The 14,384-nt window shown below is 45.6% G+C and carries 11 protein-coding genes; 3 read left to right on the forward strand and 8 right to left on the reverse strand.

Annotated elements, in window-relative coordinates; all coding sequences use genetic code 11:
• Nucleotides 1-296 precede the first annotated feature (296 nt).
• From QUB08_RS18280 to purL, 8 genes are all read right to left on the reverse strand, one after another.
• Nucleotides 297-1,382, reverse strand: a complete 1,086-nt coding sequence (locus QUB08_RS18280) for a DUF3474 domain-containing protein (RefSeq protein ID WP_333226039.1) — start codon at nt 1,380-1,382, stop codon at nt 297-299.
• 732 nt (nt 1,383-2,114) lie between these two features.
• Nucleotides 2,115-3,581 carry an amidophosphoribosyltransferase gene (gene purF, locus QUB08_RS18285; protein WP_333226040.1) on the reverse strand — a complete coding sequence of 489 codons (1,467 nt, stop codon included), beginning with the start codon at nt 3,579-3,581 and terminating at the stop codon, nt 2,115-2,117.
• 725 nt (nt 3,582-4,306) lie between these two features.
• Complete coding sequence (locus QUB08_RS18290; RefSeq protein WP_333226041.1) at nt 4,307-4,753, reverse strand: hypothetical protein; 447 nt, start codon at nt 4,751-4,753, stop codon at nt 4,307-4,309.
• The gene (locus tag QUB08_RS18295) at nt 4,750-5,052 is read right to left on the reverse strand and encodes a hypothetical protein (RefSeq protein WP_333226042.1); all 303 of its coding nucleotides are present in this window, start codon (nt 5,050-5,052) and stop codon (nt 4,750-4,752) included. The genes QUB08_RS18290 and QUB08_RS18295 overlap by 4 nt, the downstream gene beginning before the upstream one ends.
• Nucleotides 5,049-5,297, reverse strand: a complete 249-nt coding sequence (locus QUB08_RS18300; RefSeq protein ID WP_333226043.1) for a type II toxin-antitoxin system ParD family antitoxin — start codon at nt 5,295-5,297, stop codon at nt 5,049-5,051. The genes QUB08_RS18295 and QUB08_RS18300 overlap by 4 nt, the downstream gene beginning before the upstream one ends.
• A 243-nt stretch (nt 5,298-5,540) precedes the next feature.
• The gene (locus QUB08_RS18305) at nt 5,541-7,562 is read right to left on the reverse strand and encodes a bifunctional serine/threonine-protein kinase/formylglycine-generating enzyme family protein (protein ID WP_333226044.1); all 2,022 of its coding nucleotides are present in this window, start codon (nt 7,560-7,562) and stop codon (nt 5,541-5,543) included.
• Between the two features lie 238 nt (nt 7,563-7,800).
• Nucleotides 7,801-9,531 (reverse strand): bifunctional serine/threonine-protein kinase/formylglycine-generating enzyme family protein, encoded by a 1,731-nt coding sequence (locus tag QUB08_RS18310; RefSeq protein WP_333226045.1) that lies wholly within the window; start codon nt 9,529-9,531, stop codon nt 7,801-7,803.
• Nucleotides 9,532-9,759: 228 nt separating this feature from the next.
• Complete coding sequence (gene purL, locus QUB08_RS18315) at nt 9,760-12,321, reverse strand: phosphoribosylformylglycinamidine synthase subunit PurL (RefSeq protein ID WP_333226046.1); 2,562 nt, start codon at nt 12,319-12,321, stop codon at nt 9,760-9,762.
• Between the two features lie 135 nt (nt 12,322-12,456).
• Between purL and QUB08_RS18320 the strand changes: the two genes are divergently transcribed.
• From QUB08_RS18320 to QUB08_RS18330, 3 genes are read left to right on the forward strand one after another with little or no spacing between them, the layout of a single operon-like run.
• Nucleotides 12,457-13,062 (forward strand): pentapeptide repeat-containing protein, encoded by a 606-nt coding sequence (locus QUB08_RS18320; RefSeq protein ID WP_333226047.1) that lies wholly within the window; start codon nt 12,457-12,459, stop codon nt 13,060-13,062.
• A 42-nt stretch (nt 13,063-13,104) separates the two neighbouring features.
• Nucleotides 13,105-13,296, forward strand: a complete 192-nt coding sequence (locus QUB08_RS18325) for a hypothetical protein (RefSeq protein WP_333226048.1) — start codon at nt 13,105-13,107, stop codon at nt 13,294-13,296.
• A 53-nt stretch (nt 13,297-13,349) separates the two neighbouring features.
• Nucleotides 13,350-14,363, forward strand: a complete 1,014-nt coding sequence (locus QUB08_RS18330) for a flagellar assembly protein H (protein ID WP_333226049.1) — start codon at nt 13,350-13,352, stop codon at nt 14,361-14,363.
• The last annotated feature ends 21 nt before the right edge of the window (nt 14,364-14,384 follow it).

A 14,384-nucleotide genomic window follows, 5' to 3' on the forward strand; every position in this document is an offset into this window, starting at 1 on the left:
AGTAATCTCTTCAGGCTTGAATTTTTAAATTTTATAACCATCAATTCTATTTAAAGACCTGCGGAATGTGGGTTAAAAACTGTGGGCTATCCCGGATGTTTGGGGTAAAAACCAGTGGCTGATATATTTTTTCGGAACAGGCTTTCCGGCCTGTTCCACAAAGAAGAGACCTCTGGGTTTGGGGCGGCTTGTCACCTCTCCAGATGTGGAACATCTTATTATCAAACACGCGCAAAAAAGAAAAACCCGGTTTCTTTAAGAAGCCGAGTTTTTACGTATTCTATTGTTAATTTAAACTACTTAACTTCAGCCGATCGCCGACTGTTAGGTGATTCGTAGTAAACTCCAGAACCTGTATCGGAGACAAAATGACAATCCCAGTAAGAGCGAATAAAGCTCTTCCAAATTGGATCTGTTGACTTGCGATAATAATCGCCCAACACTGGTTTAATTGCTTCCGTTGCTTCCTTCAAGTGATAGTGCGGCATTGTCGAGAAAATGTGGTGGGCTACGTGGGTGCCGATGTCGTGATGGATGGAATTGATGATTCCGTAGTCGCGATCGATCGTAGACAATGCACCTTTCAAGAAAGACCAATCTTTACCGCGATACCAAGGAATATCGGCTTCTGTGTGGTGCAGGAATGTTACCAAATCCAGCCACATCACGAACACTACATAGGGAACCAAGTAGAACTTGAGTAAAAACAGCCAACCAAACTGATAGGTTAGCGCGCCTAAAAAGCCTACCATCAGTACCAAGGATGCGGAACTTGTCAACACATCCCATTTTTCGGACGGACGGAAAATCGGGCTACCGGGCATGAAGTGAGAACCAGTTCGATCGGGCGATCGGCGAAATAGATAAATTGGATAGGCAAATAACATCAAATAAAAGCGTCCCAGCTTTTCGTACCAAGGCATTTGATTGTATTTGCTTTCCGATACCGGATACCAGCTTTCATCGTTATCTAAGCTGCCTGTATTTGCGTGGTGGGTTCTGTGACTAATCCGCCAACCGTGGAAGGGCACAAGAATTGGAGCGTGGGAGAGGTGTCCGATCAGGTTGTTGAGCCATTTGCTCTTAGAAAAGGAACCGTGTCCGCAGTCGTGGCCCACTACAAACAATGCCCAAAACATGGTTCCCTGCATCAACCAAAAGATTGGGTAAAAAAGCCAGGAATCGACGGTGTAGGCGATCGCATACAAACCTGCGATGATGCCAATATCTAAAAAGAAATAAGCCAGAGATTTCCAGGCCGAGGGTTCAAAACAGTGGGCTGGAATGGCTGCCTTGATATCAGCAAGAGTAAAAGGTAACTCTGCTGTACGAGAGGATGAGCCTTGATCGATCGGGTGATTGAGAACAGTATTTGATTGCACGAAGTTTCCGATTTAAGCTGACTTGAGAAACCGCATTCCGCCTTCTTTCAACAGTCAATCGATTTTAGATTTTAGACTTTAGATTTTAGATTCACTCCACAGATGAATCTGGGGGATTAAACTAAGATCTAAATTTTTTGGCTCTCCCGGACAGGAGTCGGGGGGTTGTATCCCTATCCCTATGCAGGTGAGGTAAAATTTAACCTGCAAGGAGCCATATTTTTACTCTGCAAGGGTTCCTAAATTTCTTTAGTTCGCATGAACAGCCCGTCCGCGATTCTCAAGCAAGTTGGCTTGTGGAATACTTGTGTGGGAAAAATTAGTGCGATCGACCCTGTTATCTGAAAAAATCTCATGTGCCCGTTGTTGGTGCGAAATGCGACTTCAATCTGAGAGTGGACATCTGGAGGAACTACCTCCAGTCTGCAGGTAGCATACAGCGTTTCGAGCAGGAATTGTGAACGAGAGTGTAGGGAAAAACCATCGATTTTAGATTGGCGATTTTAGATTCAAGCACAAATCTCCAATCTCCAATCTGCAATTAGACGGTTGGGTTTCACGCAAGTTCTACCCAACCGACTGTTCACTACAGTTCACAAATTCTGCAATTCTTGCTACAGCCAAGTTAATGTAACATTTCTACACACATTCTGGCAATGACTTACCAGAAAAAATAGAAAACCCATAAATTGCGAAAAATGACGGGCGATCGCTTTCTCGCATTTGGATTTTCTAGGCTCCAGCCTTTTCTAATATGAGCTTAGACCGTTTTACCATTTCTGGAACGTCGATCGGATAATCGCCGGTGAAACAGGCCGAACAAAAACTCATCGGGTCTTCGTTAGTCGCCTTCAGCATTCCATCCCAACTCAAGAAAGCCAAAGAATCAACCCCAATTTGGGTGCCGATTTCTGCGACTGACTTAGTAGCAGCAATCAACTGATCTTGATTGTCGGTGTCGATCCCGTAAAAACAAGGATGTGTCACCGGCGGCGAAGAAATTCTCATGTGAACTGCCGTTGCGCCCGCATCCCGCAAGGCTTTGACGATTTTGCGACTTGTAGTACCGCGCACGATCGAATCATCGATAATAATTACCCGCTTTCCTTCCAAGACATCTTTGAGAGGGTTGAGTTTCATGCGGATTCCTGACTCCCGCATTGTCTGAGTCGGTTGAATAAAAGTGCGCCCCACGTAGCGGTTTTTAATCAATCCTTCGGCGTAAGGAATGCCGGAAGCTTGAGAAAAGCCGATCGCCGCCGGGATTCCCGAATCAGGAACGCCGATAACTATATCAGCATCAGCCGGAGATTCTGCTGCCAACAAACGCCCAATCCGCAGCCGATAGCTGTATAAACTTTCACCTTCCATCTGGCTATCGGGCCGAGCAAAATAGATCATTTCAAAGATGCAAAGTTTGCGCTTTTGTTGCTGACTCCAGTGGAAGGAAGCCATACCTTCCTCTGTAATCCAAACTAATTCCCCCGGTTCTACGTCCCGCAAAAATTCAGCACCGATAATATCCAAGCCACAAGTTTCCGATGCTAAAACGTATCGTACCGGAGTTGTGGGGAGGATACCAATTACCAGCGGGCGGACACCGTGGGGGTCGCGGACTCCCATCACGCCTTTGGGGGTGGCGATGGTCAAACTAAAGGCTCCTTGGCACATCGCAAAGGCGCTGATCGCTGCTTCCAGCCAGTCTTTGCCCTTGTCTACCTCGGAACCGATCGCCACTGCGATCGCCTCTGAATCCGTCGTGCTGACAAATTCGCACTTCCGAGACAGCAATTCTTCTCGCAATTGTTTTGTATTGACAAGATTCCCGTTATGTGCTAAAGCCAGACTTCCCAAACGAGTTTCGACAACCACAGGCTGAGCGTTGACCACGCGCGACGAGCCCGTAGTAGAGTAGCGAGTGTGGCCTACGGCTAAGTTACCGGGCAAGTGACCTAAACTCGATTCGTTGAAGACTTGGGAAACCAGTCCCATATCTTTGTGCAGGTGGACTTTTTCACCGTCAAAGGTGGCAATCCCTGCTGATTCCTGACCCCGGTGCTGCAAGGCATACAAACCGAAGTAGGTCAACTTGGCGACATCTTCACCCGGTGCGTAGATACCGAAAACGCCACAAGCTTCCTCGGGCTTGTCGGGTTTGCTAGAATGCTCGTCAGCCGCGAAGGAATGGTTGGGAATCATAGATGGGTGGGTTCCTAATGGGGAAGGTGGGTTAGGGGGAAAGTTTCAGCGGGAAATCTTGTTTGCGAAGGCGTCGCATAACTTAACATTCCCTTAATCTTGCCACGGATCTGTCCTAATTTCCAAATTGTGTAGCATTTCAGACCGAAGCGATGCGACGTTCAATCGCATTGTAGTATCGATCGCCGCCAAATCCTATATTAACCTTGATTAACGGCGGGCGAGGGATTCGGCGATTGAAAAATACTGTTGGCTAATTCGCCGATGGAGTTACCCCTCACATCTGGAATGCAGCATTTGGGTTCGCTATTGGTAGTTAATAGCTATATGGTTAATTAAATATTTAGTCCAGAGCCACTATTTTTACGGGTGAGGGGTGAAACCACTTTTAAATTCGCCCGCAGTCTCTTGAAATCGCTTAAGAGTCAAACTCTCGTCCCAGCAGAGGGGAACGAATAGATAGGCGATCGTGCAATGGCAAATAAATTATAAAATTGCTTCACGGGCTTTTTGAAATATTAGAATTTAAGGGCGATCGATCTTGACTTTTCTGTGAGATTGACATACTATATTATCATGGGAATCTGTGCGGCCATGTAAAGTCAATTTTGGGCGCGATCGAGTATTAAGTAATGTCGTATTGTGTAGGTGCGTCGCTATGAGATTGGCCTCTTACTTGGAGATTGTTTCGGGCGACGCACCCTACAGCTTCAACCCACGCACCATCAGGTTTTCGTTGGTGTAGACGTGGTTTCCACCGCCGATTCCAATTCTTGAAAAATTTTGTAACTACCGCAAACTACTTCGATACAAATATCCCCTTCCAGTCGAAAGTAGAAAAGAGCCGAAGAACCTGTCTCAACCAAACCGGCTTGATTTTGAAAAGGATAGGACAAAGTAGATAAAATTTGACTCTTATCTTCTGTCAATTGTCTTAATTCTGCGTTACCCACCCAGAAGCAAGACTCTTGGGAGTCGGAGTGGACTGGTTGAGAGATTACCTGATGAACGAGTTGATAGAATTCGATGGAAGTGTCATAAATCCCGGTTCCGAATGTAAAGTCTAAGCGCAAGGTTAAAGGTTGGGGGATTAGAGTAATGCCTGCAAGGTCGGCACTTTTCAAGTCTTCTATGCAAAAATGTTTTAAAGGGCGATCGGCTGTAAGAGTCATATAATTATATTTTCTCCGGTACTGTGGGTGTTTGAACCTGGCATGAATTGAATCTGATTGCCAAACTGGTCGTATCGGCGGCGGTAACTTTTACCGCGATCGTTTTTAATTTTAGGCCCGGTTCGGACAATTTCACCAGCGGGTCTAATATGAATTAAACTACCATCAGGATGCTCGAATGTTTCATATCCACCCTCTGTTTTAGTTTTGAATACAAAGCCGCTATCTGCTATAATCACTAGGGCTTCTGACTTGGTTTGGGCCGTTAAATTAGGCAACTGCTGAGATGCTACATTCATCGCTGCTGTGGGTCAAGTTTCTGCACCAACTGAGCGCGTTTTTGCTCCCACCAATCATCAGTAATCTCTATAGAATTGCCACTATCCAAACCAGCCAACAATAACGACTCAACCCGCGCGGGTCTTGCTTGTTCTTGGCGAATTAGGTGCAAGATGTATTCCGCTGCATTACTGTAGCCTCCGATTGCCACTTGTTCGTTAATAAAATTTTGAATTGAATCGGGAAGAGGAAGATTGAGGGTCATATTTTTTATCCTTCCTAATGTGTGACCTTGGCATATTTTAACTATTGTAGGACTTATGCACGGGTGGTCAGAAACCGGGTTTTTTTGCCCAGAAGACGCGCTACAGACCGCACAAACCGCAAAAAACCCGGTTATGAAGGTTTTGATGCGTCAAGGACTATATTTATCAACCAGGTTGAAACCGCCGAGTCTTAAAAGAAAAGTCCTCGCGGGAGACTACAGCAAAGAAGCGAAAACCTGAGACTACGCGGAAACCAAAGCCACGCGAAAACCGATGTCCGAGTAATGATCGCCCGCCAAATTGCTAAGACGATACGCACTGCGACAATTCACAGCAGTGTCCTTCCAGGAACCGCCACACCGCACCCGGCGATCGCTTCGATCGTTGTCGAGATGACACCATTCCCAAACATTTCCGTGCATATCATAAAGTCCAAAAGCATTGGGTGAAAAATTCCCGACATTAGTTGTTTGTTTGCGGTAAACTCCCTTCGATGCCCCAGCGTAGGGATTATTGCCATTATAATTAACTAAATCCGGGGTAATTGTTTCACCAAAATAGAAAGGTGTTTTAGTTCCAGCGCGACAAGCATATTCCCATTCCCCTTGTGAAGGTAAGCGATAAGTCTTGCCGGTTTTTTTAGAAAGCCGCTTGCAGAATTCCACAGCGTCATTCCAGCTTACTTTTTCGACAGGAAGTTTCGCACCTTTGAACTCAGAAGGGTTATTTCCCATCACCGCTTGGTATTGTTCTTGAGTGATCTCATATTTACCCATAAAAAAAGCAGGGATATTCACGGTACGCTGCGGCCCTTCATAGCTACTTCGTCCGGCTTCCGTATCGGGGGAACCCATCACGAAACTGCCGCCAGGAATTGCTACCATGTCTAGAGTAATACCATTCCCAATATTTTCTATAAAAGCCTGTGCTTTTCCTTGACGGCGGTTGGCGATTTGCCCCGTTGAGTTGACTGTCACTGTTTCAAAAGTAAAGCTTTTTAAAGCATTGGAAGATGGCGTAGGTTTTGGAGTTTCTGGTGCGGGTTTTGGAGATGGTTTTGGCGATGGACTTTCTGCTACAGATTGTGGAGATGGTTTTGGCGATGAACTTTTGGCTGTAGTTTTTGGAGATGATTTTTGAGCTGATGATTTAGGAGATGGGGCCGCCTTGTTGGATGAAGGTGGAAGATTTGGTGAAGATGAAGAAGATTTGTTGTTCAACAAACTTTGACCCAGCACAGCTAATGCAAATCCTCCCCCAGCAAAACACGCTAATTGCAAGAAACCTCGCCTTGTTATGTTAGTTGGTAAGGGCAAAGAGTGTTGTGGAATCACAGGAATTGTGGGAATTGGTGTCGGTGCGGGAGTTTGTGTTGACTGACGTTGAAAATCTCTTAAAACTTCCTCTGCTGATTGATAGCGCTGCTGGATATCTTTTGCCAACAACTTAGATAAAATCAATTCCAATCCCTTGTCTATGGGACTTTTCAAATGTTGCTGCCAATTTCCAGTCCAGCTATAACCGTGTTCCGTCCACAAACCATAAGGATGTACCCCCGTCAGTAGATGAAAAGCCGTTGCCCCCAAGCTAAACAAATCGCTTGCTGCATAAGCTTCACCGCCTTGCATTTGTTCAAGCGGTGCATAACCATGCGAACCAATTTGCGTTCCCTGTCTCGAAATCACTGTTCCAGACAACTGTTTGGAAACTCCGAAATCAATCAGCATTAACACACCGTCGCTGCGACGGCGCATAATATTCTCAGGCTTGATATCTCGGTGAACAATTTTTTGTTCGTGAATAAACTTGAGAACAGGTAGAAGTTCGAGTAATAGTTGCTTAATTTGGTTTTCTTGCCAAATTCCCTGATTTTGGAAAAGCGTCAACAAATTATCCCCATCCACAAACTGTTGTACGAGATACAAATATTTGTTGTCTTCAAAATAGGCATCTAGTGATGGAATTTGGGGATGTTGTCCTAGCTGTTGCAGTTGTCTAGCTTCTAGCTGAAATAATTCTACCGCTTTGTTAATCGCCCAAGTTCCCTGGACATCGGGTGCTAATTGTTTAACCACACAGGGTTGATTTAGTCGATCGATATCTTCTGCTAAATAGGTTCTGCCGAAGCCACCTTGACCGAGGAGTTTGATCATGCGGAAACGATTTCGCAGGATGGGTACGAGTTCCACGCCACAACTGATGCAATATGTTTGCCCGTCGGGGTTGTGAGGATTGGGGCAGTCGGGATTGATACAGCAAATCATTTGTTTTAGGAATGATATTGTTTATATTGTATAGATTGACTGGGCGATTGAATCGACGATTGATAGGGCGATTGAAAAAATTAGCCTAATTTGTAGGGTGCGTCGCTGTGAAATTTTCTAGGCAATTTGCAGATTTTTAATGCGACGCACCTTACTATTGTGTGGTGCGTCGCTGTGAAATTGTCGATCTTCCTTACAGATTTTTGATGCGACGCACCCTACCACTACTACGCGGAAACTAGGACGAGGAAGAAACCGAAGCTACCGCCACACGAAAACCGAGGTGCCTGCTGCGATGGATCGCCCAATTCCTGGCACGATAGGCACTACGGCAATAGACCGTATTGCAGTTCCAGGCACCAGCACGCTGCACTCGGTTATTATCTGTTCCAGTTTCCCAAGAACTTCCATCAGTCGGTGCGCCGTTATAATTACCATGCCATTTATCGCTGCACCATTCCCAAACATTCCCGTGCATATCATACAAACCAAACGGATTCGGCGGAAAACTCCCCACATCCGTTGTTTGTTTGCGGTAAAATCCCTTCGGCGCAGCACCGTAGGGATAATTGCCATCATAATTAACTAAATCCGGGGTAATTGTTTCGCCAAAATAGAAAGGCGTTGTAGTTCCGGCGCGAGAAGCATATTCCCATTCGGCTTCCGAAGGTAAGCGATAAATCTTGCCGGTTTTTTGAGAAATTTTCTGACAGAACTCCAGAGCATTATTCCAGCTTACTTGTTCTACAGGACGTTTCAAACCTTTGATCTCAGAAGGGTTATTCCCCATCACTACTTCCCACTGTTCTTGAGTAATGGGATATTTACCCATAAAAAAAGGAGAGATATTAACAGTACGCTGCGGCCCTTCATTGTTACTTCGCCCTGCTTCCGTATTGGGAGAACCCATCACGAAACGACCACCAGGAATTGCTACCATGTCTAAGGTTGCACCGCCACCTAAATTTTCACTAAAAAATTGTGCTTCACGGCGTTGACGGCTACTTATATTACCCCGCACATCAACTGTCACCGTGTCACAGTCAAACCTTTTTAAAGTCTGTATAAAATTTGGTGTTGACTGACCTTGAAAATCTCTTAAAACTTGCTCTGCTGATTGATAGCGCTGCTGGATATCTTTGGCCAACAACTTAGATAAAATCAATTCCAATCCCTTGTCTATGGGACTTTTCAAATGTTGCTGCCAATTTCCAGTCCAGCTATAACCGTGTTCCGTCCACAAACCATCAGGATGTACTCCTGTCAGTAGATGAAAAGCCGTCGCCCCCAAGCTAAACAAATCGCTGGCTGGATAAGCTTCACCTCCTTGCATTTGTTCAAGCGGTACATAACCAGGCGTACCAATTTTTGTTCCCTGTCTCGACATCACTGTTCCCGACAACTGTTTAGAAACTCCGAAGTCAATAAGGACTAACAAACCGTCGCTGCGACGGCGCATAATATTCTCAGGCTTGATATCTCGATGAATGATTTTTGGTTCGTGAATAAACTTGAGAACAGGTAAAAGTTCGAGTAATAGTTGCTTAACTTGGCTTTCTTGCCAAATTCCCTGATTTTGCAAAAGCTTTAACAAATTATCTCCATCGACAAACTGCTGTACGAGATACAAATAGTTTTCTTCTTCAAAACAGGCATCTAGGGAGGGAATTTGGGGATGTTGTCCTAGCTGTTGCAGTTGTCTGGCTTCTTGCTGAAATAATTCTCTCGCTTTGCTACTCTCCCAAGTCCCCTGGAAATTTGGTGCTAATTGTTTAACGACACAGCGTTGATTTAGTCTATCAATATCTTCTGCTAAATAAGTTCTGCCGAAGCCACCTTGACCGAGGAGTTTGATCGTGCGGTAACGCCATCGCAGGATGGGGACGAGTTTAACGCCACAACTGATGCAATATGTTTGTCCGTCGGGGTTGTCAGGCTTTTCGCAGTTGGGATTGATACAGCAAATCATTTATTTTAGGAATGATATTGTTTATATTGTATAGATTGACTGGGCGATTGAATCGACGATTGATAGGGCGATTGAAAAAATTAGCCTAATTTGTAGGGTGCGTCGCTGTGAAATTTTCTAGGCAATTTGCAGATTTTTAATGCGACGCACCTTACTATTGTGTGGTGCGTCGCTGTGAAATTGTCGCTTTTATTTGCAGATTGTCGATGCGACGCACCCTACGGCTAATTAGACAGATGCAATCCGACGCTCGATCGCATTATAGAACCGATCGCCCATCTCACCCATCGCCACCTCAATTAACACTTGATTATCAGCACTCACAACCCGCAAAGGTGATTCAGCAGCGCCAACTAAACCAATTTTCTGCCACATTTTAGTCAAATGTTCTTGCAGGTAAGACTCCCAAATTCCTTGATTTTTCGGTGCGACTGAAACTACAATGCAGTTGCCCATTTCACCAAACAAAATTTCATCCCAGCGGCCGACATTTGCCGAATTGAAACTAAGATGGATTTCTGCACCCATTTTAGCAGAAATACAGGATTCCGCGAGGGCGATCGCAATTCCACCTTCCGCACAATCATGGGCCGAACATACCCAACCTTGCCGAATTCCATCGCGACAAACCGATTGCACTTTTCTTTCTAACTCAAAATCTATCCTTGGCGGTTTCCCAGCTACAATCCCGTGAATTGCCGCTAAATATTCCGAACCTCCGAGAGTAGGAGAAGTTTCGATTTTTGAGCTTTCAGATGAAACTTCTGAGTTTTGGGATGATTCACCAATTCCCAGCACATAAATTAAATCACCTTTCTTTAGCCAAGCTTGGCCAGCAAGCTTGCTCAAATCGGGAATTAACCCCACCATTCCGATTACCGGAGTCGGATAAATTGGTTGAGGATTTCCCTCAGCATCAACCGTTTCATTGTAAAGAGAAACATTGCCGCCAGTCACAGGCGTTCCCAACTCCCGACAAGCATCAGCAATCCCGCGACAAGCTGACGCTAACTGCCAATATCCGATCGGCTTTTCGGGACTGCCAAAATTCAAATTATCAGTAACTGCCAGAGGTTCAGCACCCACACAACTTAAATTTCTCGCTGCTTCCGCTACGACTGCTTTTGCACCTTCATAAGGATCGAGATAAACATAACGAGAATTGCAATCAACCGTTGCAGCAACTCCAGGAATCATCCCCAGGGGCGCTTCCTTCTTGCTAAGGGGGGGAGAAATTTTTGGAGTTTCCCTACCTTGTGCCTTTGTAAATAGAGGAATTACTTCTTCTTCCTGTTTGCTTTCGGAAGCTAGAGAAACAGCATTTTCTCTCAGTAGATCCCCCTTAGCAAGGGGGTGTACTTCTACCCCTTCAGCAAGGGAAGATTGGCAAGGTTCTAGCGGACGCAATCTGACAACCGCAGCATCAGCGCCTCCCGGTAAAACAACAGTATTGTTTTGCACTTGATGGTCGTATTGGCGATAAACCCAGCGTTTAGAAGCGATGGTGGGAGTATCTAAAAGCGTCAGCAAAATCTGATTCCAAGTTTGGAAATTGCCGTTAATTTCGATACCTGTAACTGTGGATTGTGGCAGCGAATCCGCCGTCCATTCCCATGCTTTTTTAGCATATTCTGGCGGTTCTGTCAATAGTTCTCGGTGATAAATTGGCGTGTTATCTGCCAAAGCAGTCGCGGTAATTTCGGCAGCGATTTCGCCTTTAAATAGAATTCGGACGATCGGCTCTTCAATCACTGTCCCCGCTACTACTGCGTGCAATCCCCATCTGTGGAAAATATCGATTAATTCCTGTTCCCGTCCTTTTTGGGCAACAAACAACATCCGTTCTTGGGATTCCGAAAGGAGGTATTCGTAGGGAATCATGCCGCTTTCTCGAACGGGAACTTTGTCTAAATCGAATTCAATGCCGACGCCGCCTTTGGCTGCCATTTCTGATGTCGAACAGGTGATTCCGGCCGCACCCATATCTTGGGCGGCGACGACTGCGCCGGTTTTGAATGCTTCTAAACAAGCTTCAATTAATGATTTTTCTAAAAATGGATCTCCTACTTGGACTGCGGGGCGATCGTCCATTGATTTGTCTGTCAATTCTGCACTGGCAAAACTTGCTCCTCCCATGCCATCTCGCCCGGTAGTTGAACCGACATAAAGCACGGGATTTCCGATGCCGGATGCCCCGGATTTTACGATTTCTTGAGTTTCCATTAAACCCAAGGCCATGACGTTAACTAAGGGGTTGCCGGAATAAGCAGGATCGAAGTAAACTTCGCCGCCAACTGTGGGCACGCCGATGCAATTTCCATAATGGGAAATTCCCGATACTACGCCTTTGAACAATCTCTGAGTTTTAGCATCGTCTAAGTTGCCAAAACGCAGGGAATTCAAAAGTGCGATCGGGCGTGCACCCATTGTGAAGATATCGCGGAGAATCCCGCCGACACCGGTTGCTGCACCTTGGAAAGGTTCGACTGCTGACGGGTGGTTGTGGGATTCAATTTTGAAGGCGAGTTGCAAGCCGTATCCCAAGTCTACGACGCCGGCATTTTCTCCGGGCCCGACGAGAATTCGATCGCCCTCTGTGGGAAACTGTTTTAATAGTGGCCGCGAATTTTTGTAACAGCAGTGTTCGCTCCACATGACGCCGAACATTCCCAATTCAGCTTTATTAGGATGGCGGCCAAGACGCTGAACGATTTCTTCATATTCTTCAGGTGTGAGTCTTTCACCGGCAATTTGTTCGGGGGAAAATGGGGATTCGGAGATGGGAGACATGGAAACTCGTTATAAACCACAGGCTTTATTTTAAATGCCCTGCGGTTGCTTAATCTAAAATCTATAATCTAAAATCTAAAATCCCAGGCATTTGCTTGGTTAATCTAAAATCTAAAATCTAAAATCTAAAATCGAATGACTTTACCTCGAAATCTCAATTTTGCTAACCAAAACTTGCGGAACCGTTCTTTTAAAGGGCTTGACTTGTCAGGGGCGAATTTCAGCGGTTGCGACATTCGAGGCTGCAATTTCACCGGGGCGATTTTGAGGGGGGCAAATTTTCAGGGTGTCAGAACCGGACAAAGCCGCAGGCGGGTGAGAAATTTGATTGCTAGGGCTGGGGTGACAGCGGTGACAGTGACGACGGCTGGGGCTTTGACTGGACTGATTGCCGGGGCGGATGCGGGGGCTGTGGCTGTGGCTGGAACCGCTGCGACGGCGATTGCTGCGACTCGGTGCGAGGCTGGGATTGTGGCGGGGGCTGTGGCTGGGGCTGCTGCTGCGATCGGCGCTAGCGGTATTGTGACATTTTTGGGCGGAGATACTCTTAGGGGAATTGTCTTATTTTTGGTTTCTGGGGTAATTCTGGGGTTAACTGCGATCGGCTTTTTTATCGCTGTTGAAGAAATAGAAAAATTATCGATAACGTCGTTTAGAAAAGCTGATTTAACTGATGCTGTATTCGATCCGGGGGCAGTTCTAGATGCCGATTTTTCCGATGCGCGAGGAGTGCCGTGGTAGACAACCTGCTTCTAAAATCTAAAATCTAAAATCTAAAATCCGATGACTAAGTTTCCCCACGATCAGTTTGCAAAAGAATACCTGCAAGAGTTATTGTCGCCTCTTGGAGAAGTAGAAACGAGCAAAAATGTCACTGCTGAAGTTAGAGAAATTGATGTTTGGTTTCAACCCACTTCTTTTGAGGGCGAATATGTCCAAAGTTTAGGTTTGTTAGGTAAGCTGTTACGCATTTAAATTTAAAATTCGGGACAGGCTAGAAGCCCGTCCCACAAGAGTTTTATGGATTTTTGACACACAGTTTAAATGTAAAACAGCTTAAAATGGCTGCAACGGCGGCGATAATTGAACCGTTTCGCAATCCTGTGACTGCTGAGGGAATTTTTAGCTGTGTCGTTAAGTTATTAAATAGTAGGGCAGAACTGGGGCGGCGCGCTAATCGACAAGATCAACGTTTTGAGGAAAGACAATTACCGATGTTGTGGATTCTCACTCCTACTGCTTCGGAAGCTTTATTAAGCAGTTTTGGTTTTCGGACTCCTGAAGAGTCGGAGGGCTGGGGGAGAGGAGTGTATTTTTTATCGGAGGTTTGGAGAGTTGGCTTAATCGCTATTCACCAGCTAGCGAGGACTCCAGAGACTATGTGGTTGCGGATGCTGGGTAGGGGCCGGGTGCAGCAAGGGGCGATCGCGGAATTAACTGCATTTCCCATTGATGCTTCAATTCGAGCTAATGCGCTACAATTACTTTACATCTTGCAGGAAAATTTGCAAGCGAATACACCAACTAATCCCACAATGGATGATGAAGATCAGGAGTTAGTTATGGCGATCGTACCCCTTTTTCAACAAAAGTTACAAGAAGCACGAGAACAAGGTCTTGTACAAGGTATTGTACAAGGTATTGAGCAAGGAAGAGAACAAGGAATTGAACAAGGAAGAGAACAAGGACAGCGGTTGATTTTAGAGAGTTTCTTGCAGGTCAGATTTGGGGAATTAGACCCGCTAACTGTCACCTTTTTGCGCCCGGTATCGGCTCTCCCTACTGCCGAGTTTACGAGGTTGTTAGTGCAATTGTCTATGCTGCCGATCGCCCAAACCGATCGCCAACCAGTCCAAAATGTACTAGCAGCAAGTGTTTTAAACAACCGCTTCAGCGCTTCAGCACCATCAGCAGAACTCCCGGTTACTCTCATCCCCAATTTGCTCGGATTATCCCCAGAAAACTTATCATTACTGTTGTCAGAATTGCCTCAATTATCCCTGGAAAATCTGATGGCTAGATTGTCAGATCGATCTACTTAAAAACTAACAATGTAGCGATAA

This window comes from Microcoleus sp. BR0-C5, from assembly GCF_036705045.1.
Lineage (GTDB): Bacteria > Cyanobacteriota > Cyanobacteriia > Cyanobacteriales > Microcoleaceae > Microcoleus.

Excerpts from the sequence above, each read along its gene's own strand:
- QUB08_RS18305 (WP_333226044.1), bottom strand. The coding sequence starts at position 7,562 with ATGATTTGCTGTATCAATCCCGACTGCCCCAATCCTCACAACCCCGAC.
- QUB08_RS18320 (WP_333226047.1), top strand. The coding sequence starts at position 12,457 with ATGACTTTACCTCGAAATCTCAATTTTGCTAACCAAAACTTGCGGAAC.
- QUB08_RS18295 (WP_333226042.1), bottom strand. The coding sequence starts at position 5,052 with ATGAATGTAGCATCTCAGCAGTTGCCTAATTTAACGGCCCAAACCAAG.
- QUB08_RS18290 (WP_333226041.1), bottom strand. The coding sequence starts at position 4,753 with ATGACTCTTACAGCCGATCGCCCTTTAAAACATTTTTGCATAGAAGAC.
- purF (WP_333226040.1), bottom strand. The coding sequence starts at position 3,581 with ATGATTCCCAACCATTCCTTCGCGGCTGACGAGCATTCTAGCAAACCC.
- QUB08_RS18325 (WP_333226048.1), top strand. The coding sequence starts at position 13,105 with ATGACTAAGTTTCCCCACGATCAGTTTGCAAAAGAATACCTGCAAGAG.
- purL (WP_333226046.1), bottom strand. The coding sequence starts at position 12,321 with ATGTCTCCCATCTCCGAATCCCCATTTTCCCCCGAACAAATTGCCGGT.
- QUB08_RS18300 (WP_333226043.1), bottom strand. The coding sequence starts at position 5,297 with ATGACCCTCAATCTTCCTCTTCCCGATTCAATTCAAAATTTTATTAAC.
- QUB08_RS18310 (WP_333226045.1), bottom strand. The coding sequence starts at position 9,531 with ATGATTTGCTGTATCAATCCCAACTGCGAAAAGCCTGACAACCCCGAC.